Annotated in this window: 24 protein-coding genes, 2 tRNA genes and 1 riboswitch; of the genes, 17 read left to right on the plus strand and 9 right to left on the minus strand. The window is 69.9% G+C overall.

The window, feature by feature from the left end:
• The first annotated feature begins 213 nt into the window (after positions 1-213).
• The 8 genes from ACT3UF_RS06345 (at position 214) to ACT3UF_RS06380 (ending at position 10,975) form a co-directional block, all read left to right on the plus strand.
• Positions 214-885 (plus strand): DciA family protein, encoded by a 672-nt coding sequence (locus ACT3UF_RS06345; RefSeq protein WP_442332265.1) that lies wholly within the window; start codon positions 214-216, stop codon positions 883-885.
• A 168-nt stretch (positions 886-1,053) separates the two neighbouring features.
• Positions 1,054-1,183, plus strand: a riboswitch (FMN riboswitch).
• Between the two features lie 126 nt (positions 1,184-1,309).
• Entirely contained in the window at positions 1,310-2,368 is a 1,059-nt protein-coding gene (gene ribD, locus ACT3UF_RS06350; RefSeq protein ID WP_444598852.1) for a bifunctional diaminohydroxyphosphoribosylaminopyrimidine deaminase/5-amino-6-(5-phosphoribosylamino)uracil reductase RibD, read from the plus strand.
• A 123-nt stretch (positions 2,369-2,491) separates the two neighbouring features.
• Positions 2,492-3,106 (plus strand): riboflavin synthase, encoded by a 615-nt coding sequence (locus tag ACT3UF_RS06355; protein WP_444598853.1) that lies wholly within the window; start codon positions 2,492-2,494, stop codon positions 3,104-3,106.
• On the plus strand, positions 3,103-4,353 hold the full coding sequence (locus ACT3UF_RS06360; protein WP_441444907.1) for a bifunctional 3,4-dihydroxy-2-butanone-4-phosphate synthase/GTP cyclohydrolase II: 1,251 nt from the start codon (positions 3,103-3,105) through the stop codon (positions 4,351-4,353). Before ACT3UF_RS06355 ends, ACT3UF_RS06360 begins: the two co-directional genes overlap by 4 nt.
• The gene (ribH, locus tag ACT3UF_RS06365) at positions 4,350-4,859 is read left to right on the plus strand and encodes a 6,7-dimethyl-8-ribityllumazine synthase (RefSeq protein WP_444598854.1); all 510 of its coding nucleotides are present in this window, start codon (positions 4,350-4,352) and stop codon (positions 4,857-4,859) included. The genes ACT3UF_RS06360 and ribH overlap by 4 nt, the downstream gene beginning before the upstream one ends.
• A 429-nt stretch (positions 4,860-5,288) precedes the next feature.
• On the plus strand, positions 5,289-7,433 hold the full coding sequence (gene gyrB, locus ACT3UF_RS06370) for a DNA topoisomerase (ATP-hydrolyzing) subunit B (RefSeq protein WP_444598855.1): 2,145 nt from the start codon (positions 5,289-5,291) through the stop codon (positions 7,431-7,433).
• Positions 7,434-7,519: 86 nt separating this feature from the next.
• Positions 7,520-10,414, plus strand: coding sequence for a DNA gyrase subunit A (gene gyrA / locus ACT3UF_RS06375; RefSeq protein ID WP_444608171.1), 2,895 nt, complete (start codon positions 7,520-7,522; stop codon positions 10,412-10,414).
• Positions 10,415-10,417: 3 nt separating this feature from the next.
• Positions 10,418-10,975, plus strand: coding sequence for a DUF3566 domain-containing protein (locus ACT3UF_RS06380; RefSeq protein ID WP_441444911.1), 558 nt, complete (start codon positions 10,418-10,420; stop codon positions 10,973-10,975).
• A 33-nt stretch (positions 10,976-11,008) separates the two neighbouring features.
• Here the strand turns inward: ACT3UF_RS06380 and ACT3UF_RS06385 are convergent, their stop codons facing one another.
• On the minus strand, positions 11,009-11,497 hold the full coding sequence (locus ACT3UF_RS06385) for an aminoacyl-tRNA deacylase (RefSeq protein ID WP_442332270.1): 489 nt from the start codon (positions 11,495-11,497) through the stop codon (positions 11,009-11,011).
• A 34-nt stretch (positions 11,498-11,531) separates the two neighbouring features.
• Complete coding sequence (locus ACT3UF_RS06390; protein ID WP_441444913.1) at positions 11,532-11,972, minus strand: GNAT family N-acetyltransferase; 441 nt, start codon at positions 11,970-11,972, stop codon at positions 11,532-11,534.
• Between the two features lie 128 nt (positions 11,973-12,100).
• Between ACT3UF_RS06390 and ACT3UF_RS06395 the strand changes: the two genes are divergently transcribed.
• Entirely contained in the window at positions 12,101-12,889 is a 789-nt protein-coding gene (locus tag ACT3UF_RS06395; RefSeq protein ID WP_441444914.1) for a hypothetical protein, read from the plus strand.
• 79 nt (positions 12,890-12,968) lie between these two features.
• Here the strand turns inward: ACT3UF_RS06395 and ACT3UF_RS06400 are convergent, their stop codons facing one another.
• The 4 genes from ACT3UF_RS06400 to ACT3UF_RS06415 all read right to left on the minus strand — a co-directional run bounded on the left by ACT3UF_RS06400 (position 12,969) and on the right by ACT3UF_RS06415 (position 16,888).
• A complete protein-coding gene (locus tag ACT3UF_RS06400) occupies positions 12,969-14,531 on the minus strand; it encodes a molybdopterin-dependent oxidoreductase (RefSeq protein WP_441444915.1) in 1,563 nt (520 codons plus the stop codon).
• A complete protein-coding gene (locus tag ACT3UF_RS06405; protein ID WP_441444916.1) occupies positions 14,531-15,478 on the minus strand; it encodes an anti-sigma factor in 948 nt (315 codons plus the stop codon). The genes ACT3UF_RS06400 and ACT3UF_RS06405 overlap by 1 nt, the downstream gene beginning before the upstream one ends.
• Entirely contained in the window at positions 15,475-16,038 is a 564-nt protein-coding gene (locus ACT3UF_RS06410; RefSeq protein WP_441444917.1) for a sigma-70 family RNA polymerase sigma factor, read from the minus strand. Before ACT3UF_RS06410 ends, ACT3UF_RS06405 begins: the two co-directional genes overlap by 4 nt.
• A gap of 160 nt (positions 16,039-16,198) precedes the next feature.
• Positions 16,199-16,888 carry a fasciclin domain-containing protein gene (locus tag ACT3UF_RS06415; RefSeq protein WP_441444918.1) on the minus strand — a complete coding sequence of 230 codons (690 nt, stop codon included), beginning with the start codon at positions 16,886-16,888 and terminating at the stop codon, positions 16,199-16,201.
• A gap of 273 nt (positions 16,889-17,161) precedes the next feature.
• On the opposite strand from ACT3UF_RS06415, the gene ACT3UF_RS06420 reads away from it, so the two are divergent.
• The 5 genes from ACT3UF_RS06420 (at position 17,162) to nagE (ending at position 20,692) form a co-directional block, all read left to right on the plus strand.
• Positions 17,162-17,235, plus strand: a tRNA-Ile gene (locus tag ACT3UF_RS06420).
• 21 nt (positions 17,236-17,256) lie between these two features.
• Positions 17,257-17,442: a DLW-39 family protein gene (locus tag ACT3UF_RS06425; RefSeq protein ID WP_441444919.1), complete on the plus strand. Its 186-nt coding sequence runs from the start codon at positions 17,257-17,259 to the stop codon at positions 17,440-17,442.
• 49 nt (positions 17,443-17,491) lie between these two features.
• Positions 17,492-17,564, plus strand: a tRNA-Ala gene (locus ACT3UF_RS06430).
• Positions 17,565-17,646: 82 nt separating this feature from the next.
• Positions 17,647-18,555, plus strand: a complete 909-nt coding sequence (locus ACT3UF_RS06435) for a MurR/RpiR family transcriptional regulator (protein ID WP_441445967.1) — start codon at positions 17,647-17,649, stop codon at positions 18,553-18,555.
• Between the two features lie 187 nt (positions 18,556-18,742).
• Entirely contained in the window at positions 18,743-20,692 is a 1,950-nt protein-coding gene (gene nagE, locus ACT3UF_RS06440; protein WP_441445966.1) for an N-acetylglucosamine-specific PTS transporter subunit IIBC, read from the plus strand.
• A 166-nt stretch (positions 20,693-20,858) separates the two neighbouring features.
• Here nagE and ACT3UF_RS06445 read toward each other — a convergent pair whose 3' ends face one another.
• Positions 20,859-21,995, minus strand: a complete 1,137-nt coding sequence (locus tag ACT3UF_RS06445) for a glucose-1-phosphate adenylyltransferase family protein (protein ID WP_444592049.1) — start codon at positions 21,993-21,995, stop codon at positions 20,859-20,861.
• Between the two features lie 37 nt (positions 21,996-22,032).
• A complete protein-coding gene (locus ACT3UF_RS06450) occupies positions 22,033-22,641 on the minus strand; it encodes a flavodoxin family protein (RefSeq protein WP_442332632.1) in 609 nt (202 codons plus the stop codon).
• 269 nt (positions 22,642-22,910) lie between these two features.
• Here ACT3UF_RS06450 and ACT3UF_RS06455 point away from each other — a divergent pair, with 269 nt between their 5' ends.
• The 3 genes from ACT3UF_RS06455 to ACT3UF_RS06465 are packed head-to-tail and all read left to right on the plus strand — an operon-like array spanning position 22,911 to position 25,971.
• On the plus strand, positions 22,911-23,690 hold the full coding sequence (locus ACT3UF_RS06455; protein ID WP_444502049.1) for a hypothetical protein: 780 nt from the start codon (positions 22,911-22,913) through the stop codon (positions 23,688-23,690).
• Between the two features lies 1 nt (position 23,691).
• Positions 23,692-24,465, plus strand: coding sequence for a class F sortase (locus ACT3UF_RS06460; protein WP_444592050.1), 774 nt, complete (start codon positions 23,692-23,694; stop codon positions 24,463-24,465).
• A gap of 9 nt (positions 24,466-24,474) precedes the next feature.
• Positions 24,475-25,971, plus strand: coding sequence for a PepSY domain-containing protein (locus ACT3UF_RS06465; protein ID WP_444592051.1), 1,497 nt, complete (start codon positions 24,475-24,477; stop codon positions 25,969-25,971).
• Here ACT3UF_RS06465 and ACT3UF_RS06470 read toward each other — a convergent pair.
• Positions 25,949-26,377: an Lrp/AsnC family transcriptional regulator gene (locus tag ACT3UF_RS06470; protein WP_441445960.1), complete on the minus strand. Its 429-nt coding sequence runs from the start codon at positions 26,375-26,377 to the stop codon at positions 25,949-25,951. The two genes, ACT3UF_RS06465 and ACT3UF_RS06470, sit on opposite strands and share 23 nt — an antisense overlap.
• Between the last annotated feature and the right edge of the window lie 121 nt (positions 26,378-26,498).

Below are 26,498 nucleotides of genomic sequence, written 5' to 3' on the forward strand. Positions count from 1 at the left end.
CGTGCCGGTGGAACGAGCCGAAAAGGCGGTGCTGGCCGCGGTGACGGAACTGCCCGTCCCCGCCTCGCGAACCCCTATGACCTGGGCACCTGGTCCGGCGGGAACAGCTCAGCCGCCGAGACTGAGCGCGGATCCACGCCTCCGCCCGCGCGGCGATCTGCGGCGGATCAGTCCGCGACCCGGCCGGGTCGTGACCGCCCGGAGGTCCGCCGGATGCCGGACCACGAGCCGGATCGTGCATCTGGATTCGAGCCGAGCATCCGCTCGTTCGATCCGTACGACGCCGACGACCACACCGCCGACGATTATGCGAGCCGCTCTGGCGCTGCCGTCGAGGTGCTCTTCGATCCGCCGCAGCTTCCCACCCCGCAGGATCCCTTCGAGCTCGCCCGGCGCACGGTGAACCGCTCTCGGGCCGCGGCTCGGGACCGCGGACTGTTCCCCATCTCCGCGAAGACGCAGGCCAGGGACGTGCGAGACCGTTCCGGCCGGGCCCCAGGCTATTCTGGATCCCGGCCCGACCCGCGCGATCCGCAGGGGATCGAGAACGTGCTGAAGAAGGTGCTGGGAAACCTCGGCTGGAATGCGGGGATGAACGCCGGGCGGGTGCTCGAGGAGTGGGACGAGATCGTCGGCGAACGGCTCGCCACCCACTGCCGCCCGGTGTCCCTCGACGACGGTGTGCTGGTGGTCAGCGCGTCCTCCTCTGCCTGGGCCTCGCAGCTGCGGATGCTCACTCCCCAGCTGATCACCACGATCGAGGAGCATGTGGGCTCCCATGTGATCTCCGAGCTGAAGGTGACCGGTCCCGCCGCGGCCGAGCGCACCTGGAAGAAGGGCCGCCGCACCGTGACCTGGCGCGGCCCCCGGGACACCTACGGCTGATCGACGTGCTGTGAGGGACGAACGGCAGGAGATCAGCGGATGAGGCAGTGCCTGATCGACATGCTGTGAGGGACGGGGACGATGTCCCGGCTGATGTGATGCGCAGTTCACGCCCCGTCATCTCCCGGCGGCGCCCTGCTACGGTGGCTCCTGACGAGCTGATGAAGCTCGCGTGCACTGGGGTCGGTGAAATTCCGAGCCGGCGGTGATAGTCCGCGACCCGATGGCCTCTGGCCCTCGGCTGACCAGGTGAAACTCCTGGACCGACGGTAAGAGTCCGGATGGGAAGCGCACGCGAACGATGTCCCCGGGCGATCCGCCATCGCGCACCTCGGTGCGCCGTACGGTGACCCCTGGGTGACGTCGTCTCCGGACACCCTTCCTCTCCCTCCGGGACCGCGAGCAGCGGACGGGAGGAGAGACCATGCTGGAGGATGCCGAGCGGCAGGCGCTGCGCCGAGCCCTCGAGATCGCGGCCGATCCCGCGGTGCCCCTGGGCCCGAACCCCCGAGTGGGCTGTGTGCTGCTGAGCCCCGCCGGAGAGGTCCTCGCCGAGGGTCACCATCGAGGCGCCGGCACCCCGCACGCCGAGGCCGACGCCCTCTCCCGCGCGACCGTCCCCGTGACCGGTGCGACCGCCGTGGTCACCCTCGAGCCCTGCAACCATGTGGGCCGCACCGGCCCCTGCGCCGAGGCGCTGATCGAGGCCGGCATCCACCGGGTGATCATCGCCCGCCGCGATCCGAACCCCGTTGCGAGCGGCGGCATCCAGCGCCTGCGCGAGGCCGGGATCGACGTCGTGCTCGACGTACCGGACGATCTCGCCGGCGCTGCGGCAGCCCTCAACCGAGGCTGGGAACACGGACTGCGGCACGAGCGTCCCCTGGTCACCGCCAAGATCGCCCTCACCCTCGATGGCCGCGCGGCCGCCGCCGACGGCACCAGCCAGTGGATCACCGGCCCGGCAGCCCGCGAAGAGGTCCACCTCCTGCGCACCACCTGCGACACCGTGCTGGTGGGCACCGGCACGGCCCGGATCGACCACCCAGCCCTCACGGCCCGTCGGCCCGACGGGACACTGCATCCGCGACAGCCGCTGCGGGCCGTGATGGGCATCGGCGAGGCGCCCACGCTGCCCGCCATCGACGGTGCCGGCGAGGAGATCCGGCTGCTCACCCGCGACCCGTCGGCCGCCCTCGCGGAGCTGTTCGATCGCGGTGCCCGGCATGTGCTGCTCGAAGGAGGGCCCATCCTCGCGGCCGCCTTCCTGCGGGAGGGCCTGGTGGATGAGCTGATCCTCCACCTCGCCCCGACGCTGCTCGGGGCCGGCCGCCCCGCCGTCGCGGACCTCTCCATCACCACCCTCACCGACCGGCTCGACCTCGACCTGGTCGACGTCTCTCCGCTGCCCTCACCGGAGGGGCCGACGGATCTGCGCCTCACCCTCCGCCCCCGCATCCGGCCCTCTCCACCAGCCAACTAGCGCCGTCTGACGTGCGACACCTGAACCGCATCGCCTGAACCGCACCGTCAGATTCGCACCGTCTGATCCCCACTGTCTGGTCCCCACCGCCTTACCCATCCCGCCTGACCTGGAAGGACCCTCATGTTCACCGGCATCATCGAAGAGCTCGGCACCGTCGAGTCGCTCACCCCGGGCGCCGATCCCACCCGCCTGCAGATCCGTTCCCCGCACGTGCTCGACGGCATCGCCCTCGGCGACTCGATCGCCGTGAACGGCTGCTGCCTGACCGTGACCGCGCACGAGGGCGAGCTCTGGAGCGCGGACGTCATCTCCACCACCCTCGCCGCGACCTCCCTCGGCGACCTCGCGCCCGGGCACCGCGTGAATCTCGAGCGATGCGTGCGGGCGGGCGGCCGCCTGGACGGCCACATCGTGCAGGGCCACGTCGACGGCGTCGGCGAGGTCAGCGGGCGTGAGGAGGCGGAGGGGACCACCCTGCTGCACCTCGCGCTGCCTGCCGGTCTGGCGCGTTACGTCGTGGCGAAGGGCTCCCTCGCCGTGGACGGCGTGAGCCTCACCGTCGCCGAGATCGAGGGAGACCAGGTCACGATCGGCCTGGTCCCCGAGACCCTCGCCCGCACCACCCTCGGTGGCCGCGACGTCGGCGACCGCGTGAACCTCGAGGTGGACGTGCTGGCGAAGTACGTCGAGAAGCTCACCGCAAGCCTGCTGCCCACCACTGAGGAGACCCGATGACCGCCCTGCGCCTGGATCCCGTCGAGGAGGCGATCGCCGCGATCGCCGCCGGTCACGCCGTGGTCGTCGTCGACGACGAGGACCGCGAGAACGAGGGCGACCTGATCCTGGCCGCCTCCGCCGCGACCCCCGCCCTGATCGGCTTCGCCGTGCGCCACTCGAGCGGTCTGCTGTGCGCCCCGATGAGCGGAGAGCGGGCCGACGCCCTCGAGCTGCCGCTCATGGTGCGGGAGAACGCCGACCCGCTGCGCACCGCCTACACCGTGAGCGTCGACGCTAGCGAGGGCGTGACCACCGGCATCAGCGCCTCCGACCGTGCCCGCACCCTCCGGGTCCTCGCCGGAGCGGACACCGTGCCCGGAGACCTCATCCGTCCCGGTCACGTGCTCCCTCTGCGCGCGAAGCCCGGCGGCGTGCTCGAACGTCGCGGCCACACCGAGGCGGCCGTCGACCTCACCCGCCTCGCCGGCCTGCCCGCGGTGGGGATGATCGTCGAGCTCGTCCACGACGACGGCGAGATGATGCGCGGCCCCGCCCTGCGCGAGTTCGCCGACGAGCACGGCCTGGCGATGATCTCGATCGAGCACCTCGCCGCATACCGCAGGCGGGAGGATCAGCCGGCCCTCGAGATCACGGCGCCGGTCCCGCTGCCCACCCCTCACGGCACCTTCCAGGCGCTCGCCGTGCGCGAGGGCACCGCCGAGCACCTGGTGCTGGTGCGCGGAGACGTCACCGCCGGTGGCCCGGTGCTCACCCGGGTGCACTCCGAATGCGTCACCGGGGATGTCTTCGGCTCCCGCCGCTGCGACTGCGGTCCCCAGCTGCAGGAGTCCCTGGCCCGCATCGACGCGGCCGGGCGAGGGGTGCTGATCCTGCTGCGCGGCCATGAGGGCCGCGGCATCGGCCTGGTCGAGAAGCTGCGCGCCTACGCCCTGCAGGACGCAGGGCGGGACACCGTCGACGCGAACCTCGACCTCGGCCTGCCGGTGGACGCCCGCTCCTTCGCCGCGGTCCCCGGCATCCTCGCCCACCTCGGGGTGCGCGCCGTCGAGCTGCTCACCCACAACCCCGAGAAGGCCCACGCCCTGGTGGGCGGGGGCGTCGAGGTCGCCGGCACCACCGACCTCACCACCCATCCGACCCCTGAGAACCTCACCTATCTGACCACCAAGCGGGACCGACTGGGACATCGCCTCCGCGATCTCCCCGACCTCCCCACCACCCACCTCGAAGGAGAGACCGCATGAGCGGCCACGGAAGCCCCACCACCCAGGTCCCCCACCAGCCCACCACCCGGCTCGCGATCGTCGCGGCGTCCTGGCATGAGCAGGTCATGGACGGACTGCTCGCCGGCGCTCTGCGAGGCGCCGCCGAAGCCGGCATCACCGCCCCGACCGTCGTGCGCGCCCCCGGCTCCTTCGAGCTGCCGGTGATCGCGGACGCCCTGGCCCGCGAGCACGACGCGGTCGTGGCGCTCGGCGTCGTGATCCGCGGCGGCACCCCGCACTTCGAGTATGTGTGCTCCGCGGCGACGGACGGCCTGAACCGGGTCGCCCTGGATCACGGCGTGCCGATCGGATTCGGCCTCCTGACCTGCGACGACGAGGAGCAGGCGCTCGATCGGGCGGGGCTTGCGGACTCGCGCGAGGACAAGGGCTACGAGGCGGTGGCCGCTGCTCTGATCACCGCGAGCGTGCTGAGAGAGCTGAACGGGAGCGGCGCCGGAGCCTCCTCGGAGCTCCCGCGAGGCTGAGGGGAGCTCCCGCGAGCCCGAGGCTATCGGGGCGTCTGGTGCGAGCACGCCAGGCGCCCCTGTGCCGCGACAGGACCCGGGGAGGGGTACGGGACCCCGTCCCACGGAGGTTGATGTCGAAATCGAGGGGGTTCCAGGCCATCTGAGGGCCGTTCCGGGTCACGTTGTCCACAGAACTGGCCATGAGAATAGGTTCAGGAGACGATTTCCGCTAGAATCAGGGAGGTTCGGCCGACGTCCTCCGACGTCCTCGTGGACTCGATGCTGTCGGCTCGATCGCCGTGGCCTACGGATGTCTCACGCGCGCACGCGCGCGGGCATCAGTGGGCCGCCTGTGCGAAGAGTCGGCGGTCCCGTCCGCCTGGTCTGCTGAACCACCCTCGGCGCTCTCCCGACCGAGGGACCCTGGACTGCGAGGAGCCACATCAGGTGAGCGACAGCGACCGCCCCATGCCCGATCAGGACGTGCCCGTGGGCACGACGGACCCAACCCCCGTGCCGGGCGAGGGTGCCGTGCCGGTCGAGTCCGGCTCGACGGAGCCCACCGCCGGAGAGCGTGCGGCCCGTGCGCCCGAGCACTACGAGGCCTCGGACATCACGGTCCTCGAGGGCCTCGAGGCGGTCCGCAAGCGTCCGGGCATGTACATCGGCTCCACTGGTGAGCGCGGCCTGCACCACATGGTCCAGGAGATCGTCGACAACTCGGTGGACGAGGCGATGGCCGGTCACGGCGACACCATCGAGGTCACGCTGCTGGCCGACGGCGGCGTGCGCGTGGTGGACCACGCCCGCGGCATCCCGGTGGACATGCACCCCACCGAGGGCAAGCCTGCGGTCGAGCTCGTGCTCACCGTCCTGCACGCCGGCGGCAAGTTCGGCGGCGGCGGCTATGCGGTCTCCGGCGGTCTGCACGGCGTCGGCTCCTCCGTGGTCAACGCCCTGTCCATCCGGATGGAGGTCGAGATCCGCCGCCAGGGTCACGTCTGGCGCCAGGCGTACAGCCGCGGCGTCCCGCTGGCCCCGCTCGAGAAGGGCGAGGAGGCCACCGAGACCGGCACCACCATCAGCTTCTGGGCCGACGACGAGATCTTCGACGAGACCGTCTACGACTTCGAGACGCTGCGCAAGCGGTTCCAGCAGATGGCGTTCCTGAACAAGGGACTGCGCATCACCCTGACCGACGAGCGCCTCCCGGAACAGGGAGACGACGGCGAGGACGACATCGTCGACGTCGAGCTCGAGGCGGAGGGCGCCGAGAAGGACAAGGGCCCCCGCACCATCTCGTACCACTACGAGCGCGGCCTGCAGGACTTCGTCGAGTTCATCAACACCTCCAAGCGGGCCGAGGTGATCCACCCCGACATCATCTCCTTCGAGTCCGAGGACACCGACGCGCACATCAGCGTCGAGGTCGCGATGCAGTGGACCGGCGCCTACTCGGAGTCGGTGCACACCTACGCCAACACGATCAACACCCACGAGGGCGGCACCCACGAGGAGGGCTTCCGCTCCTCGCTCACCTCGATCGTGAACCGCTACGGCCGCGCCCAGGGCCTGCTCAAGGAGAAGGACGCCAACCTCACCGGCGAGGACATCCGCGAGGGTCTGACCGCGGTCATCTCCGTGAAGCTCGGCGAGCCGCAGTTCGAGGGCCAGACCAAGACCAAGCTCGGCAACACCATCGCCCGCACCTTCATGGTCAAGGTGATGACCGATCAGCTGCAGGACTGGTTCGTCTCCCATCCGCAGGAGGCCAAGTCCATCGTCATGAAGGGCCAGGCCGCCGCGGCCGCCCGCGAGGCGGCCCGCAAGGCCCGCGACGCCACCCGTCGCAAGTCCCCGCTGGAGACCGGCGGCATGCCCGGCAAGCTGCGCGACTGCGCCTCGCGCAACCCCGCCGAGTCCGAGATCTTCATCGTCGAGGGCGACTCCGCCGGCGGCTCGGCCGTGATGGGCCGGGATCCGCGCACCCAGGCGATCCTGCCCATCCGCGGAAAGATCCTGAACGTCGAGAAGGCGCGTCTGGACCGGGCCCTGGACAACCAGGAGGTCAGGTCCCTGATCACCGCCTTCGGCACCGGCATCGGCGAGGACTTCGACGCCACCAAGCTGAGGTACCACAAGATCATCCTGATGGCGGATGCCGACGTCGACGGCCAGCACATCTGCACCCTGCTGCTGACGCTCCTGTTCCGCTACATGCGACCGCTGATCGAGCTGGGCCATGTGTTCATCGCGATGCCGCCGCTGTTCCGCCTGAAGTGGTCCAACGCCCCGCACGAGTACGTCTTCAGCGACGTCGAGCGGGACGAGCGTCTCGAGGCGGGCCGCGCGGCGGGCCGTCGGATCCCCCGGGACAACGGCATCCAGCGCTACAAGGGTCTGGGCGAGATGGACTGGAAGGAACTCCAGTCCACCACCATGGACACCAACACGCGCACGCTGAAGCAGGTCACGGTCGATGAGGCCGCCGATGCGGACACCATCTTCTCCGTCCTGATGGGGGATGACGTCGAGTCCCGGCGCCGCTTCATCCAGGAGAACGCCAAGGACGTCCGCTTCCTCGACATCTGATCGTCGGCCCCCGGGGCGGCGCCGGCCCGCCGTGCGCCCCCGGGAGCCCCTGACCCATCGGCCCCACCGGAAAGGCCCTGTGCCCCATGAGTGACACCCCGCAGAACCCAGACGAGACCCCGCGCCCCGACCAGGACCCGAGCCCGGAGCAGACCTCGGGCTATGAGACCACCCCCGCGCAGAGCGCCGGCATCGGTGGCCAGGAGACGCCCGAGGGCGCCCACGAGATCTCCGCCGAGGAGGCCGCCTCGCGCACGGTCACCCTGGTGGATCCGCTGGACGAGCACGAGGTCGACCGCATCACGCAGGTCGATCTGAATCAGGAGATGCAGCGCTCCTACCTCGACTACGCGATGAGCGTCATCGTCTCGCGCGCTCTGCCGGACGTCCGCGACGGTCTCAAGCCCGTCCACCGCCGCATCGTCTACGCGATGTACGACGGCGGCTACCGGCCCGACCGCTCCTTCTCGAAGTCCGCGAAGGTCGTCGGCGAGGTCATGGGCAACTACCACCCCCACGGCGACAGCGCCATCTACGACGCCATGGTGCGCCTGGTGCAGCCCTGGTCGCTGCGCTATCCGCTGATCCTGGGCCAGGGCAACTTCGGCTCCGCCGGTGATGACGGCGCCGCCGCCCCCCGGTACACCGAGTGCAAGATGGCCCCGCTGGCCCTCGAGCTGGTGCGCGACATCGACCAGGAGACGGTCGACATGCAGGGCAACTACGACAACACCGTCGACGAGCCCACCGTGCTGCCCGCCCGCTTCCCGAACCTGCTGGTCAACGGCTCTTCCGGGATCGCCGTCGGCATGGCCACGAACATCCCGCCGCACAACCTGCGCGAGGTCGCCGAGGCCGTGCAGTGGCTGCTGACCAACCACGAGGCCACCAAGCCTGAGCTGCTCGAGGCCTGCCTGCGCCTGATCAAGGGCCCCGACTTCCCCTCCGGCGCCACCATCGTGGGCACCTCCGGCATCGAGGATGCCTACCGCACCGGCCGTGGCTCCATCACCCAGCGCGCCGTGGTCTCCACCGAGGAGATCAACGGCCGGATGTCCCTCGTGGTCACCGAACTGCCCTACCAGGTCAACCCCGACAATCTTGCGCGGAAGATCGCCGAGATGGTCAAGCTCGGCAAAATCCAGGGCATCGCCGACATCACCGACGAGACCTCCGGCCGCACCGGCCAGCGTCTGGTCATCACCCTCAAGCGCGACGCCGTCGCGAAGGTGGTGCTGAACAACCTCTTCAAGCACACCCAGCTGCAGGAGAACTTCTCCGCGAACATGCTGGCGCTTGCGAACGGGGTGCCCCGCACCCTGTCGATCGACTCCTTCGTGCGCGAGTGGACCAAGCACCAGATCGACGTCATCGTGCGCCGCACGAAGTTCCGCCTGCGCAAGGCCGAGGAGCAGATCCACGTCTTCCGCGGCTACCTCAAGGCGCTCGACGCGCTCGACGAGGTCATCGCGCTGATCCGCCGCTCCCCGGACGTCGATGAGGCGCGCACGGGCCTGATGAATCTGCTCGAGATCGACGAGATCCAGGCCAATGCGATCCTCGCGATGCAGCTGCGCCGCCTGGCCGCCCTGGAGCGCCAGAAGATCATCGAGGAGCACGACAAGCTGCAGGCCCTGATCGAGGAGTACACCGCGATCCTGGCCTCGCCCGTGCGGCAGCGCGAGATCGTCTCCGAGGAGCTCGCCGAGATCGTGGACCGCTACGGCGATGACCGTCGCACCCAGATCCTCCCCTTCGCCGGAGACATGGCGATGGAGGACCTGATCCCCGAGGAGGATGTGGTCGTCACCATCACGCGCGGCGGCTACGTCAAGCGCACCCGTGAGGACCAGTACCGCGCCCAGAAGCGGGGCGGCAAGGGGGTCCGCGGCGCGTCGCTGCGCGAGGACGACGTGGTCGAGCACTTCTTCACTACGACCACGCACCGCTGGCTGCTGTTCTTCACCAACCAGGGCCGTGTCTACCGCTCCAAGGGCTACGAGCTGCCCGAGGCGCCGCGGGACGCGAAGGGCCAGCACGTCGCGAACCTGATGGCCTTCCAGCCGGACGAGCACATCGCCTCGGTGCTCGCGATCGACAGCTACGAGGACGCCCAGTACCTCGTGCTCGCGACCGAGTCGGGCCTGGTCAAGAAGACGGCTATGTCTGCCTTCGACTCGAACCGCACCGGCGGCATCATCGCGATCAACCTGCGCGAGGTCGACGGCGTCGACGGCACCCGCCCGGACCGCGTGATCGCGGCCCGCGCCGTGAACGCCGACGACGAGATCCTGCTGGTCTCCCGCAACGGCCAGTCCGTGCGGATGCCTGCGGATGACGGCACGATGCGCCCGACGGGCCGCGCCACCAGCGGCGTCACCGGCATGAAGTTCCGCCATGACGACCAGCTGCTGGCCATGGACGTGGTGCGTCCGGACACCTTCGTGGTCACCGTGACCGACGGCGGCTTCGCCAAGCGCACCAGCGTCGACGAGTACCGCCTGCAGGGTCGTGGCGGCCTGGGCATCCGGGTCGCGAAGCTGCCCGACGACCGCGGCCACCTCGTCGGTGCCGCCGTCGTCGAGGAGTCCGACGAGCTGCTGGTGGTCATGGAGCGCGGCCGCGTGGTCCGCTCCAAGGTCGCCGAGGTCCCGGCCAAGGGCCGCACCACCATGGGCGTCGTCTTCGCCAAGCCCGACAAGGGCGACCGCATCCTGCTGGTCACCACCGGCCAGGAGACCGAGGTCGACGACGAGGACGCCGAGGCACCCGAGATCATCGACGCCGACGTGAGCACCGACGCAGCTGGAGTTGCCGAGGCTGCTGAGGTGGCCGAGGGCGCTGTCGACGGCGCAGGCGAGGATGCTGTGGAGATCTCCTCGCAGGGCGCGCCCGAGGGTGTGGCCGACGAGGCTGATGTTCTAGGCTCTGACGAGTCCGACCAGTCGCCGCAGGGCGACGCCGACCCGAACCAGGAGTGACCCGTGAGCACCAGTGAGTCCAGGACAGCCTCCGGGTCCCCCAGCCCGGCCGAGTCCACCACCAAGCTCCCGGCCTTCGAGGACACGTCCTCGCCGGCCGAGTCCCCGATGGGTGCGGGCCGTGGCTCCGCGGCCAAGGGCGCGAGCCGCAGCCCGAAGAAGACCAGTGGGATCGCGAATCCGGCGGAGAAGGAACGTCGCGGCCCCCGCCGTGTGCGCCTGACCCTGGCCCGGCTCGACCCGTTCTCGGTGATGAAGCTGTCGTTCCTGGCCGCGATCGCCATCGGCATCGCGACCGTGGTCGCCGTGGTGCTGCTGTGGAACCTGGTCGAGGCGATCGGCATGTGGGACCAGATCGAAGAGCTGGGTCGCTCCCTGAACGGCGGCGATCCGCTGCCCTTCATGGAGTTCTTCAGCTTCTCGAAGATGACCAGCTACGGCACCATCGTCGCGGTGGTGAACGTCGTGATCATCACCGCCCTCGGCACCCTGCTGGCCTTCCTCTACAACCTGGTGGCGGCGCTGCTGGGTGGATTGAAGATGACCTTCACCGACGAGTGAGGCTCATGGCGGGCCCCGCGTGAGACCGGTGGCTCAGGCGCCCTGAGGGTCGGTGAGGTCGGTGATGTCGGCGAGCTGGGCGGCGAGGTGGGAGAGTGCCGCCTCGGCGGGAACAGTGACCGCGACCCCGTGGGCGCCGGCACCGAGGGAGATCGTGCGCTGTGGGTCACCGGTGAGGTCCATGTCGGCGATCACGGGCCAGGCGGTGATCGACCCGAAGGGTGTGATGGTGCCGCGCTCATAGCCGGTGACCTCCTGGGCGACGTCCTTGTCCGGCATCGACAACCGGTTCACCCCCAGCAGCGCCCGCAGCTTCGGCCAGGAGATCTCACGATCACCCGGGACCAGCACGAACAGGAAGTCCCCCTCGCCGCGACGCACCACGAGGGTCTTGATGATGTCGCGAGGCTCCACCCCGCGAGCGGCCGCCGCCTCGGCGAGGGAGCCCACCCGGCCGTGCCGGGTGATCTCGTAGGTGAGGCCGGAAGCCTCCAGGGCGTCGATCGCACGCTGTTCGCTCATGGTGCCAGGGTAGGCCCGGCTCTCAACCTCGCTCTCAACCTCGGCGGCGCTCCATCCAGTCCTCGGGGCCGTCGAGGGGAGTCCAGCCGGCGCGTTCGTAGAGCACTCGGGCCTCGGCGGAGGCTTTCAGCACGACCCTCGTGAGGCCCAGGGGTGCGAGGTCCTCGAGCACGCCGTCGACGATCGCCGCGCCCAGGCCGCACCTGCGGTGGGCGGGATCCACGACCACGTCGGCGAGCCAGGCGAAGGTCACCCCGTCGGTGACGACTCGGGCGTAGGCGACCTGGTCACCGGTGCGCCCCTGGTAGATCCCGTAGTTCCGGGACCCGGCGATGATCGCCTCCTGAGTCTCCCGGTCACGGCCCTGCGCCCAGTGCGCGTGCTCGAGCAGCAGCTGGTGCACGCGCACCGCGTCGATCCGCCCGGAATCCGTGGAGAACTCGTAGCCGGAGGGGAGCTGGGGAGGCGTGACCATGGGAAGAAGTGTGGGTGCTCGGGCGCCGTGTGTCCCAGGTGTCCTGCTCTGCGGACCATCTCTGCGACGGGCGTGAGGGTGATCGCGGTTCCCTGGGCGGGGTGCACAGACCTCGCTATGGTCGAAGGATGTCTTCCTCCACGATGACCGCCGTCGCTGCTCCCTCTGCCGCTCCCGAGGACTACCCGTGGCTCGGTCCGGCCGTGCGCTCGGCCCTGCTGCGGAGCGAGGGCGTCGTGGAGCTGGATCCGAGCGGCGGCGTGGACGCCCCGAGCGAGCAGCTCGAGGAGGCGCTCATCGACACCGCGGCGATCGAGCAGGCCCTCGCCGCCGACGGGGTGGCCCCGCTGGCCGAGCGCACCCTGGTGGTGGCCGTCGGCTCCAACCAGACCCCGCAGACGATCGCCCGCAAATACCACCGCTCCGGCCGCCGCATCCCGGCGACCACGCCGTTCGTGCGATGCACCGTGCACAACCTCGCCGTCGGGCACGTCGCCCACACCGCTGCACCGGGGTATGTGCCCGCAGCCCCGTACCTCGCCCCAGGGGAGCGGATGGAGCTCGTCGCAACCTGGTTCGACGACGAACAGCTCGAGGTCGTCGACGCCACCGAGCCGAACTACGACCGGGTGCGGCTGTCCACCGACGACTTCCCCCTCACCCTTGCCACCGGTGTGAGGCCTGCACATTTCGATGTCTACGCCTCGCTCTGGGGCGTGATCGCCCGGGAGGAGCAGCCGATCCCGCTGCGCCATCGCCAGCAGGAGATGTTCGACGAACTGGTCGGGCTCACCGGAGATCCGCTGACCCACGGCGAAGCCGCTGAGGTGTGCGCAGCGCTGGCCGCGTCCCCGGAGGCGCTCCATGAGCTGGTCACGGTGCACGAGCTGGTCGTGGGCGACGGCCTGCCCCGCTGAGAGGCGGCTGACTCGCTGAGAGGCGCCTGCCCGTGGGTGCCGCGCAGGCCACGAAGCCGCTCAGGCCACGGTGCCGCGCTCAGACCACGGTGCAGCGCACCGTGTGCCAGCCGCTGGACCCGTCGGGTGCGGGGTTCGCCCGCTCCTCGGTCTGCACCTCGCCCTCGCCGTCGGTCGCGCGGACCATGATGCTGTGGTCGCCGGGGGACGCATCCTCCCAGCGCAGGGACCACTGGACCCAGGTGTCCTCGGAGACTTCCGCGCCGAGCTCGGCCGCGCGCCAGTCGCCGTCGTCGATCCGTACCTCGACCGCCGCGATGCCGCGCTGCTGAGCCCAGGCGGTGCCGCCGAGCATCACGGCACCGCTGGCGTCGGGGCGGAGATCCCCGAAGGAGCGGGGAACGTCCACGCGGGAGGCGATCTTGATCGGCCCGCGCTCGGACCAGCCACGGGTGGACCAGTAGGCGACGTCGTCCGCGAAACGGGTGACCTTGAGCTCGGTGAGCCATTTGGTCGCGGAGACGTAGCCGTACAGGCCCGGCACCACCATCCGCACCGGATAGCCGTGCTCCGCAGGCAGCGGCTCGCCGTTCATGCCCACCGCGATCAGCGAGTCGCGGGAGTCGGTGAGCGCCTCGAGAGGGGTGGAGGCGGTGAACCCGTCGATCGAGCGAGAGAGGACCATGTCGGCCCCGTCCTTGACCCCTGCGCGCTCGAGCAATGTGCGCACGGGGACCCCCAGCCAGATCGCGTTGCCCACGAGATCCCCGCCGACCGCATTGGAGACGCAGGTCAGCGTCAGATTCGTGTCGATCATGGGCTCCGCGAGCAGCTCCTCGAAGCTCAGCGTCAGCTCCCGGTCCACGAGCCCATGTATCCGCAGCTGCCAGGTGGTGGGGTCCACCCGAGGCACCGCGAGAGCGGTGTCGATCCGATAGAAGTCCCCGTTCGGGGTGACGAAGGGCGGCATGCCCTCGAGGTTCACCTGGGCGCCCTCCGGGATCGGGTCCGCGGGGGTGCGCGGAGCGGGGAGCATGAACTGCGCCGCACGCTGAGCCACCTCACGGCTCGCGCTCACCCCGCGGGCGGTGGCGGCGGCGATCACTGCCAGGACGCCCACGGCGCCGATGCCCACCAGTGAGCGGCGCCGCGTCCAGCCGTCGCCGCGCTCCTCGACGGGGGCGTGGACGGTGCGCAGCAGGAACAGCAGAGTGGGCGCGGCGATCACGGTGCCAAGCAGAGTGGGGATGACATCGAGCGCAGAGTTCTGCGCGCGGGTCAGCACGATGATCATCGCGAACACCCCGAGAACCGCGAGGAGGCCGGCGGCGAGGCGCGGCCGGGCATCCCCGAGACGGCCGATCAATGCCGTGAGCACGAGGTACACGGCGATCATCGAGGCGAACAGCACCACCTTGTCCCAGGTGCCGAACAGACCCACCACCAGGTCCTTCACTGCAGGCGGGATGATGTCGACGAAGCCACCTCCGACGGCCACGAAGGGCGCGGAGGAGGAGCTGAAGGCCAGGGAGACCAGCTCCGCGACGGCTACCAGCACCACCCCGGAGATGGTCCCGGCCAGCATCGACCACAGGGGCTGTCGGGCCCGGCGAGGAGCGGCGGGCTGTGTGGCGGCGGACATCACAGCACACCCATCGCGATCGGGGTCATCGTCGGCTGGTCGGAGCCCCCGGCCGGCTCGATGGTCAGGCCGATGCTCGCGCCCTCGCTGATCTCGCCGGTCCTCATCACCGCCGTCGCCGGGTCCTCGATCGTCCCCGCGCTGTGGATGCTCTCGGGACTCTCGATGACCCACAGCTGGTAGTCCTCATCCGCGGGCAGCGCGGGCAGTCCGGCGGACTGGATGATCATGGCCTGCTGATCCTTCGAGTACATGAGGTTCAGGCTGCCGCCGTGCTGGGAGGGGACCGTGAGGTGGGCGGCGTCGGAGGAGGCCATGATCGTCGAGACCAGCTGGCTCTCCTGCTCCGCACCGGCCTGTGCGGATTCCATCGCCGCGAGGGCCTCCAGGGTCTCCTGCTGTGCGCCCCGCTCGGTGCCCCACAGGCCGAAGCCAACGATCGTCGTGACCATCAGCGCCGCGGCCGCGACGGCGAGCCAGCGAGTGCGGGAGCGATAGCGGTCCAGGGGGATCACAGCAGCGTCGTGCCCGGCAGAGTTGTGCTCAGCGGCGTCGCGCCCAGTGGGGTTGTGCTCCGCAGCGTCGTGCTCGGCCGCGGAGGCGCTCTCCGTGCGGGTGTCCGGCTCGACGGCTGAGTGCGTGGCTGTGCCTGTGCCTGTGCCTGTGCCTGTGCCTGTGTCTCTGTCGCCTGTGGAGACGTCCTCAGCCGGCTCCGGCGAGAGCTGGCGGGTCTGGGAGATCTGCGCCATCAGTGCGCGCTTGAGCTCGGGTCGGGGAGCCTCGCGCTCGAGGCTCCCGGCCAGCTCGCCGGCGGTCTCCTCGAAGGAGCGTGCCTCGGCCGCGGCCTCGGGATCCTTCGCGAGGAACTCCTCGAGCAGGGCGCGCTCCTCGGCATCCAGGGCGTTCAACGCCCAGGCACCAGTCATGTCATGCTGCTGATCGTTCACGAGGTCACCCCCAGGCTGTCGCGGAGGACGATCATTCCGTCCCGGATTCGTGTTTTGGCCGTCCCGACGGGGATGTCCAGAAGTTTCGCCACCTCCGTGTGGCTGTAGCCGCCGAAGTAGGCGAGGCGGATCGCATCGGCCTGCAGCCCGCTCAGCGAGCCCATCGCTGCCTGCACGCGCTGTGCCTCGACCCTCATGATGCCCTCCTCCTGCACGTCGACGACTTCGTCCTGGATGATCCGCAGCCCCTCCTGGGAGTCGCGGCGCCGAGCGGCGGCGCTGGAGCGGACCGTGTCCACCGCGCGGCGGTGGGCGATGGTGCAGATCCATCCGTGGGCGGATCCGCGCCGAGCATCGAACCGCGGGGCCTGCTTCCAGATCTCCACGAACACCTCCTGGAGCACTTCTTCGCTGATCGACACATCCCTCACCACGCGCTTGATCAGTGAGAACAGCAGCGACGAGGAGTCGTCGTAGAGACGGGAGAAGGCATCCTCGTCACCCCGAGCGACGCGGGGCAACAGCTCGGAGAGAGTGGGCGCGGCGGGAGCTTCCGCCACGTACCTTCCGCTATTGGTCTCCGGCGGTCGCCGTCGCTCGGCTGATGTCTCGGGAGGGTCGTGCACCATTCACAGCTCCTTCGAGGACCGGTCGAGCGGGCGGAGGTCATCGGGTCGATGCTCCCGCCCGCTCACCGCGTCTCCACAGTGTGCGCTGATATCAGCTGGCGTCCGCCATCGACGGAGGCATCAGAACGGTATCGACCAGGTAGACGGTCGCGTTCTGGGTCTTCACGCCGCCGCAGATCACGGTGGATCCATTGACCATCAGATCGTCGCCGCTGCCGGTCACCTCGACCTCTTCGCCCTGCACGGTCGTGTGCGTGCCGGCGATCTCGTCGGGGGAGAGCTGCCCGGGGACCACGTGGTAGGTGAGCACGGAGGAGAGACCCTCGGCGTCACCGGCCAGGGCGTTCAGGTCCGCCTCGGGGACTGCCGCGAAGGCGTCGTCCACCGGCGCGAACACGGTGAACTCGTCTCCATCGAGGGTATCGACGAGGTCCACGTCCGGGTTCAGCTCGCCGGAGACCGCTGAGGTCAGGGTGGTGAGGATCGGGTTGTTCGAGGCCGCCACGCTCAGCGGGTCCTGGGACATGCCCTCCACGGAGCCGGCGCCGTCCGGCACCATCGCGGCATAGTCCGCGCAGCCGGCGCCGACGAGATTCGCCGCGGGGTCCATGTCTCCGCCGCCGTCGGACGTCATCCCGCTGTCCTCGCTCTGCGTGGACGCGGGCTGCTCTCCGCCGTCGGCAGAGGTCGGATCATCGGTCATCCCGCCGGAGCATGCGCTCATCAGCGCGACGGTCGCCGCCAGTGCCCCGAGTCGGGGAAGGATCATGCGAGTGTTCATGGCGATCTCCTTGGTGATCCTGCTGTCGAGCTCGGAGGACCCGAGCACCGGACCTCCTCGGAAGGGGGTCATGCCGGAAGTTCGGAGCCGGACGGCGACCGGATTGGAGGTATTTCGCCGAGGCGTGCGGTGTCGTTGCCCGGACCGGTCCAGCGATGGGTCCGCTGTGACCTCGGAAACACCCGGTCGGACGGGTTGGACGCGGTGGCCTGCGTCGCGGTAACGTAGTCCGTCGGTGGCTGACACCGGTACGCTTCGGAGATCAGCCCCCATGGGCCTATAGCTCAGTCGGTTAGAGCGCTGTCCTGATAAGACAGAGGTCACTGGTTCAAGTCCAGTTAGGCCCACTTCGAGGATCGGAGGAACGTATGAAGAAGTTCATCACCGCCGCCGTCGTCCTTCTCGGGACGTCGATCGCCGGGATCCTCACCTGGCGGAAGGTCGAATCTGACCGCATCCGCAATGATCTGTGGAGCGAGGCGGAGCGCGTTTCCGCCGAGCAGGACGCGTCTGCTGCGAAGCAGGCTCAGCCGGCTCCCGCAGCTCGCGCCTGATCCACGGCCTGCCGCTGCGTGCGGCGGTAGGATCGTGACAACCGAATATGGGGACTTAGCTCAGTTGGTAGAGCGGTAGCTTTGCAAGCTTCAGGTCAGGGGTTCGACCCCCCTAGTCTCCACCCATAGACGACCCCCAGCTGAGATATCAGCTGGGGGTCGTTGCTGTCCGGGGGTCCGTCGCCGGCCCGGTACTCTGAGCGGATGCTTCCGCCCTCCGACGTGCTCGCACTGCTGCGTGCGAGGAGGAGCTCGCTGCCCCCCGCGCTCATGCGCGTGACGGACTACGTCCTGGAGTACCCCTCCGCGGTGGTGGGCATGTCCACCTCGCAGCTCGCGCATGCCGCCGAGACCTCGGAAGCCGCCGTGTCGCGTCTGTGCGAGCGGGTGGGGCTGTCCGGGTACCCCGCGCTGAAGTCCGGTCTCGCCGTGTCACTCTCGCGTGTGGCGGACCGTCCCTCGGTGAACGTCGCCACGATCGATGAGAGTGCGGGTCCGAGGGCCATCATCGACGTCGTCGCCCGCTCCCACCGGGACGCGATCCTGCTGACGGCCGAAGGGCTGGACCCCGACGAGATCAGCGCGGTGTGCGAGATCCTGCGGGAGACGCGTACCGCGATCGTCTACGCGCTCGCATCGTCCGCCCCGGTGGCCGAGGACCTCGCGACCAAGCTGGTGATGGCGGACGTCAGCGCGACCGCGACCTCCGACCGCCACCTGGCGGCCGCACTGCTGGCGAGGTACCGGGGACGCTGCGGTCTCGTCATCATCAGCACCACCGGGTATACCCAGGACTCCGTCTCGCTCGCCGAGGTCGGCCGGTCCCATGCCACTCCCGTCATCGCGGTGACCTCCGATCCGGAATCCCGACTGGCGCGCGCCGCCACCCATGTGCTGCGGACATCCGCCTACGAGGCGGGGCTGCGCTCGGGCGGCACCTCGGACCGGATCGCCCAGCTCCTGGTGGTCGACGTCCTGGTCACCGTGCTGCGCACCGCCGATCATCAGGCGGAGGTCGCGGTCATGCACCGGATGGACGAGGCGGTGTCCCCGTGGAAGCTGCCGCGGCTGGGACCGTCGGCCTCTCCGGGCACACCGTCCGACGGGGAGTGAGGATCCGGACACATCCCGCCGAGGGGTGAAGGATTCCTTCATAACACCGTCGGCCAGATGATATGTTCCGTCGCGATCTGCGGGGCCGTGCCCGCAGTCCTCGCCCCACCACCGAACGCCGACTCCTCGGCTCCCCGGCTCTGCATCGCTGCCGTCCGGGCGTGAGCCGTCGGCATGAGAGGTTCCGATGAAGTTCTTCCAACGCCTGGGCAGATCGCTGATGCTGCCCGTGGCCGTGCTGCCGGTCGCCGCGATCCTCAGTGGTCTCGGCTACTGGATCCTGACCGCGACCGGCGATGACGGCAATCTCGCGGGCGTGTTCCTCAAGCTTGCCGGTGGCGCGCTGCTGGACAACCTGCCGCTGCTGTTCGCGATCGGCGTGTCCATCGGCATGGCGACCAAGCCCGACGGCACCTCCGCGCTGGCGGGTCTGGTGTCGTGGCTGATGGTGACGACCCTGCTGGCCCCCGCGAACGTGGCCCTGTTCAAGGGCATCGAGGAGTCACAGGTCAACCCCGCATTCTCCAACCTCGAGAATGTGTTCGTGGGCATGCTCTGCGGGTTGATCGGTGCCTGGGCGTACGACCACTTCAAGGAGACCGAGCTTCCGGACGCGCTGTCCTTCTTCTCGGGCCGCCGCTCGGTCGCGATCATCACCGCCGGCGTCTCCCTCGGCTTGGCCCTGGTGCTGTTCTTCGTGTGGCCGCTGGTGTACTCGGGCCTCGTGGGCTTCGGTGAGTTCATCCTGACCCTCGGTCCCGTGGGCGTCGGGATCTACGGCTTCCTCAACCGCCTGCTGATCCCGCTGGGCCTGCACCACGCACTGAACTCGGTGTTCTGGTTCGATGTCGCCGGGATCAACGATCTGGGCAACTTCCTGGACGCCGAGGGGACCTACGGGGTCACCGGCCAGTACATGACCGGCTTCTTCCCGATCATGATGCTCGGCCTGCCCGGTGCGGCGCTGGCGATGTACGTGACCGCGAAGACCGCGCGACGCAAGGTCGCAGCTGGTGTGCTGCTCTCCAGTGCGATCGCCTCCTTCTTCGTCGGTGTCACCGAACCGCTCGAGTTCTCCTTCATGTTCCTGGCGCCGGGCCTCTACCTGGTCCACGCCGTGTTCACGGGCATCTCCATGGGCATCAGCGCGCTGCTGCCGGTGAGGATGGGCTTCGGGTTCTCCGGCGGCTTCATCGACCTCGTGCTGGGCTGGGTGAACCCGATGGCCCAGAACCCGTGGGCGATCCCGGTGATGGGCGTGTTCTGGTTCGCGGTCTACTTCGTCGTCTTCCGCGCCATCATCCTGCGCTTCGACCTGAAGACCCCCGGCCGTGAGGACGACGAGGATCTCCTCGAGGACGAGCAGGGCGGGGTCGCCATCGGCGGCGACAAGTACGCGATCACCGCAACCGCGTTCCTGGCAGCCCTGGGCGGCAAGGACAACATCGTGGATCTGGAGAACTGCGCGACCCGGCTCCGGATGGAGATCGCCGATACCTCCAAGGTCGACGAGGCTGCGCTGAAGCGTGCCGGCGCTGCCGGGACGATGAAGCCGGGCGGCCAGTCGGTCCAGGTCATCTACGGCACCAGCGTCCAGTTCGTGAAGGACGCGATGGAGCGGATCATCACCGGTCAGGCCGAGCCCGTCGCCGCCGTCGCTGCTGTCGGCGACGTGGACGGCGCGGCTGCGGTGGAGAGCGCCGGCGGCACCGTGACCGCGGTGCGGGCGAGCACGCTGGTCCGTCTGCGCCAGCCCCTGGCCGGGAACGTCATCCCGCTGTCGGAGGTGCCGGATGCGACCTTCGCACAGGAGATCATGGGGCCTGGCGTCGCGATCGAACCCACCTCCGGAGAGGTGGTCGCGCCGGCCGCCGGGACAGTGACGCACGTGTTCCCGACCGGGCACGCGGTCGCCCTGACCCTCGATGACGGCACCGAGGTGCTGATCCACGTCGGCCTGGACACCGTGAAGATGCAGGGCGAGGGCTTCACGACGCTCGTGGCCTCCGGGGAGCGGGTCAGCGCGGGCACCCCGCTGCTGCGCGCGGACCTCGCGGCGATCCAGAACGCCGGATATCCCGTCGTCACGCCGGTGATCGTCATGAACGACAAGGACGCCCGCATCGAGCTGGTCTGAGAAGTTCCCCGGCGACGCTCCCCGATGGCAGAGGCCCTTTTCCGGCGAGGACGGGGCGAGCACGGGACTCATCTGTGGAACGAGGCGGCCCTGGCGAAGGGTTCCACGGATGAGTCCTGCACTTCCGAGGCCGGCCCAGGGCGCGTGACGCGGATGACGACCGGCGTCACTCCCGCGAGACCGCTTCCGCCGCCGTGCCGTCGGCCGCCACGAGCGTGACCATCTCCTCGGTCCCGAGCCGGGCTCCCGCCGGAACCTGCGCCCCGTCCTGCACCAGGCAGCCGTGCAGACGTGCACCGGCGGCGATGCGCGCGCCGTCGAGCACCACGCAGTCCACCAGCTCGGCGCCGGCCTCGATCACCGCTCCCGGGCAGATCACGCTGTGAACCACCGTGCCCGCGATGTCGCTGCCCTGGGCGAGCAGCGCGTCGCGCACGTGCGCGCCGTCCCGCACCCGGGAGGGCAGCAGCTGCGGCTGGGCGGAGAAGATCGGCCAGTCGGGATCATCCAGCGTGACCCCGTCCCCGTCCAGCAGATGCATGTGAGCCTCCCAGTACGAGGCGAGCGTGCCGATGTCCCGCCAGTAGCCCTCGAGGCGGTGCTCGACGGTGCGACGGTGCTCCACGAAGTGGGGGATCAGGTCATCGCCCCAGTCCTGCAGCTCACCCACCTGATCGGGCAGGGTCTCGAGCGCATCGAGCAGTGCCATGGCGTCGAAGCAGAAGATCTCCGTGGCGACCAGGTCGGTCGGTGGATTCTCCGGCTTGTACCAGAACCGCTCGATGGCCCCGTCCTCCGCGGCGCGCACCACCCCGTGGCGGGACGCGTCCTGCGGGAGGCGGGTGGTGACCATGGTGAGGTCCGCGCCGGCGGCCGCATGCGTGTCGAGCACGTCCAGCAGGTTGATCGTGTAGAGGTGATCGGCGCTGAGCACCACCACCAGCTCGGGATCGAACTCGGCGATCAGCGCCCTCTGCCGCCACAGGGTGTCGCTGTTCCCTGCCGCGAAGCCCTCACCCTCAGCTCCCTCGAACGGGGCCAGGGTGCGCAGGCCACCGTGATTGCGATCCAGGTCCCAGGGCCGGCCCGCTGCCAGATGCGCATTCAGGGAGTGGGGGAGGTACTGCTCGATCACCCAGACGGTCGACAGGTGGCTGTTGGCGAGGTTGGACAGTGCCACGTCGATCAGCCGGTAGGAGCCACCCATCCGCAGGGCGGGCTTGGCTCTCTCGTCTGTCAGGGCGCCCATTCGGGAGCCCTGACCGCCGGCGAGGACGATCGCGAGGGTACGGGGTATGCGCATGCGGGTCAGGGTACGTCCGTGACGGAGCCGGCGGGCCTCAGTCGAGCGCCGGGTACGGGGTGCCGCGCAGCAGCCGTGCCAGGTGGGCGGCGTTGCGGGCGGCTGTGGCCATCGTCGACGCGACCGCTTCGGGCACCTTCTCGAGGTCCTGGTAGTCCGTCGAGCCCATCGCCTCGCCCACCCAGTAGGTGGCGCCCTGCGCGGGCAGGGTGAAGCCCACGTCGTTCAGACCCTGACCGAGATCCGCGGTCACCTTGTGCGCGCCGTCCTCGTTGCCGACCACGCCGATCAGAGCGACCTTGTCGAAGACGCGGGGACGACCTCCCTCGTCCGTCTCCGAGTCGCCGTTCAGTCGCTCCAGCACGCGCTGGGCGATGCTGCTGGGGTGGCCGAGCCAGATCGGGGTGGACAGCACCAGGATGTCCGCCGCGAGCACCTTCTCGTACAGGGCCGGCCACGCGTCTCCGGCGCCCATGTCGACCGCCACGCCCGGCCTGACGTCATGGTCGACGACCCGCACGGAGAAGGTGCTCACGCCGTGCTGCTCGAGCTCGTCCAGCAGCTGTCGGGCGAGACGATCGCTGCTCGAGGGCGCGGGGGAGGGCGTGAGCGAGCAGGTGAGGGCAAGGGCGGAGAGGTCGGTCATCGGTGGTTCCTTCCATCGAGGGGCGGACTGCCGGTCCTGCCATGCTGGCCTCCGCGGGTGGGCCTGTCGAGATTCTCGACCGATCAGTCGGGCCGACGCGGTCGGCGCCGGTGACCAGCGGCTTCTGCGCCCGGGGCCTCCGGTCACGAGCCCTCCCCGCCGCGCCGGGAAATTCCCTCCCATCCGATCCGCCCTGGGTTCCGAACCACGTGATGGAACGCCGCCCACGACGGCTGCATGGTCGTCCGGCGTCCGACGAAGGAGTCATGATGCGCACGACGACGAAGCGACTGCTCCCCCTGTTCGCGGCCACGGCCGTGCTCGGCATGTTCGGGGCCTCCGGTGCCGCCCTGGCCGAGGGGCATGACGGCGGACACGGATCCACCACCCTCGAGGCCCACCTCACCGAGCTGAACGACTCCGGGGCCTCCGGCACCGCCTGGGTCACGGTCGAGGGCAATGAAGTCACCGTGAACCTGGAGAACACGGGCCTGCTGGCCGGGTCCCCGCATGCCCAGCACATCCACGTCGGCGGCAAGAACCAGTGCCCCGATCCGAACATGGAGGGAAGCGGCGAGAACGGGGCCATCCAGGTCTCCGACGCCCACGACGACTATGGACACATCGTCACCTCGCTGACCACCGAGGGCGACACCAGCCCGGACAGCGGCCTGGCCGTGGACCGGTTCCCGGTGGGCGACGATGCGTATGAGCGGACCATCGAGGTCAGCGACGAGGTCGCCGCGGATATCGCCGCCGGCGACGGCGTGATCGTCGTCCACGGCGTCGACCACAACGGCAGCGGGGCGTACGACGGCGATGTCGTCTCCGACCTCGACCCGAACCTGCCCTCCGAGGCCACCGATCCGGCCGCCTGCGGAACGCTCGACGTTGCCCAGATGGAGCAGTGGCCCGAGGGTGGTGCCGAGACCGGTGACGGCACCACTGCCGGGATCGAGCAGTCCGGTGCGATGCTCGCCGGTGGTGGGCTGCTGACCGCAGCGGCCGCCGGTGCCTTCGCACTGCGTCGTCGTCAGACCCAGAAGTGAGATGACCTCTCACGGAGAATCCCGACAGAACGGCGGCCGTCGCACGGCGGCCGTCGTTCTGGCGGCCCTCGCCCTGCTGGGTGCGGCGCTCCTGGTGTTCGCGCTGACCAGTCAGGTCGGCGCCCCGCCGGAGCCCGCGCTGCGCACGACCGGTGCGAGTGCGGACGGCACAGTTTCGGACGGCGCAGGTTCGGACGGCGGCGGCGCGGAGCCGTCGGACGCCGGAGGTGACGAGTCGTCGGCCGCTCACCGCGCCGAGACCGCCGAGCCTTCGCAGCAGCCGGCGACCGCGGCGCCGGAGACGGCCGCCGCGGCTGCGCTCCCGGCGTCCGAGCCGACTGGCCTGCGCATCGATTCGATCGGCGTCGACGAGCGGGTCTTCCCGATCGGTCTCGGCGAGGACGGGAAGCTGCTGGCCCCCCGTGGGGAGCAGGCGGATCTCGCGGCCTGGTTCGACGGCTCTCCCACCCCGGGGGAGTCCGGGCCCGCCGTCATCGAGGGTCACGTGACCTGGGGCGGTGAACCCTCGGTCTTCTTCGAGCTCGGGGGCCTGCAGCCGGGGGACCGCATCGAGGTGGACCGGGAGGACGGCACCGTCGCGACCTTCGAGGTGTACGACGCGGCTCGGTACCCGAAGGACGAGTTCCCCACGGTGGCCGTCTACGGGAAGACGGACGGGTCGGAGCTGCGCCTGATCACCTGCAGCGGTGACCTCGACGTGGACGGGCACCACCTGGACAACACCGTGATCTCCGCACGACTCATCGAGAGCTGAGGACAGACCATGGCCGCCTCCCGCACTTCGCAGGGCTGGCTCGGTCCGCTGCTGCTGCGCCTGCACTTCTACGCCGCGATCCTGGTGGGCCCGTTCCTGCTGATCTCCGCCGCCAGCGGGGCTCTCTACGCGGTGAGCCCCCAGCTCGAGAAGGTCGTCCACGCCGAGGCGCTCACCGCCCCGGCCGACGCCGCCCCGCTTCCGCTCGCAGACCAGGTGGAGGCGGCGCAGGCCTACATCGGGCCAGACGCACAGCTCGCCGCCGTGAGACCGGCACCGCAGCCCGGGGACACCACCCGGGTGATGTTCGTCGACGAAGCGCTCGCCGAGGGCGAGTCCCGGGCGATCTTCCTCGATCCCGCCTCCGGCGAGGTGCGCGGTGACCTCACCGTGTACGGCACCAGCAGGGCCCTGCCGCTGCGCGGCTGGATCGACCAGCTCCACCGGAACCTGCACCTCGGGGACGCGGGACGGCTCTACAGCGAGCTCTCCGCCTCCTGGCTCGGAGTGATCGCCCTGGCCGGGCTGGGGCTGTGGATCCGGCGGGCTCGGCGCTCCCGGCGAAGGCGCGACCTGGTGCGACCGGATCTGCGGGCGCGCGGCTACCGACGCACCCTCTCCCTGCACTCCTCGGCCGGCATCTGGGTGCTGCTGGGCGCGCTCTTCCTCGCCGCCACGGGGATCACCTGGTCGCAGTACGGCGGCGGGAACATCGGCACGATCAGGGAGGCCTTCGGATTCACCACCCAGGCCGTCAGCTCCGAGCTGCCCGCTGCCGGTGCTGGGACGGAGGTGGCGGCCGACGGACAGGGGGCGCATGAAGGCCACGGAACCGTAGCCGGGGGCGAGCAGGGGGCGCACACCGAGCACGGCGAGCACGGGGACGGGGATGGGGCCGATGGCGAGCAGGACGCGCACGGTGAGCACGATATGTACGGCGAGGGGGCCGGGGAGCCCGGTCACGGCTCCGACGGGGCGTTGGGCGATGCGCCGGGCGCGGTGTCGGGCGAGGCGTCGACGACCGGGCCGACGGACCGCACCGATCCGGCGGCGATCGACGACGTTCTCGCTGCCGGCAAGGCCGTCAACGTCGACACCGGCCTGGTCGAGATCCTTCCCCCGGCCGACGCCGACTCGGCCTGGGTGGTGCAGGAGATCCAACGCAGCTACCCGACGAAGGTCGACGCCGTGGCTGTCGACGGCGCCACTCTCGAGGTCATCGACCGGACCGACTTCGCCGAGCAGGATCTTGCCGCGAAGCTCACGCGCTGGGGCATCGACCTGCACATGGGGACGATGTTCGGCCTCGTCAACCAGATCGTGCTCTTCCTGATCGCCTCGACCTTGGTCGCGATGATCCTGTGGGGCTACGCGATGTGGTGGCAGCGGCGCCCGACCCGTGGGGGCCGCGGGCCGGGCAGGCCCCCACACCGCGGAGCATTGCACCGCGCCCCCTGGTGGGGCCTCCGGTGCCGACGCGTGACTACGCGGTCCGCAGCGAGCTGAACAGCAGGCTTGTCTGCGTGGAGTTGACCCCGGGGATGGCCCGGATCCGCTCGAGCGCCAGATCGAACTCGGAGAGGTTGCGGCAGCGGAGCTGGATCACGAGGTCCCAGGTCCCGGTGGTCGAGTGGAGCAGCTCGATCTCCGGGTAGCCGCGGATCTCGTGGACGATGTCGTGGTTGCGCCGGGTCTCGGTGGACACGAGCATGACGCCCTGGACCGAGTCCTGCTCGAGATCGCTGCTGACCCGGATCGTGAATCCCTCGATCACGCCGGTGTCCACGAGCCGGTCGATCCGCGAGGTGACGGTCGAGCGATTGATCCCCAGCTCCCGCGCCAGGACCGCCACCGGGGTGCGGCTGTTGGAGCGCAGAAGGGCGATGAGGCGGTAGTCCAGGTCGTCGAGCACGCAATCAGCGTAACGCCACCCGACAGAGTGCGGAAACATCGCGCATTCTGCCCGCAAGTCGGCGATTGCGCCGCCACATCGCCGAGCTCTACCGTCTCTCTTGGCCCAGGTGAGGGCGTGG

Origin of the sequence: Brachybacterium sp. AOP24-D1-21 (genome assembly GCF_052378665.1) — a bacterium.
Lineage (GTDB): Bacteria > Actinomycetota > Actinomycetes > Actinomycetales > Dermabacteraceae > Brachybacterium.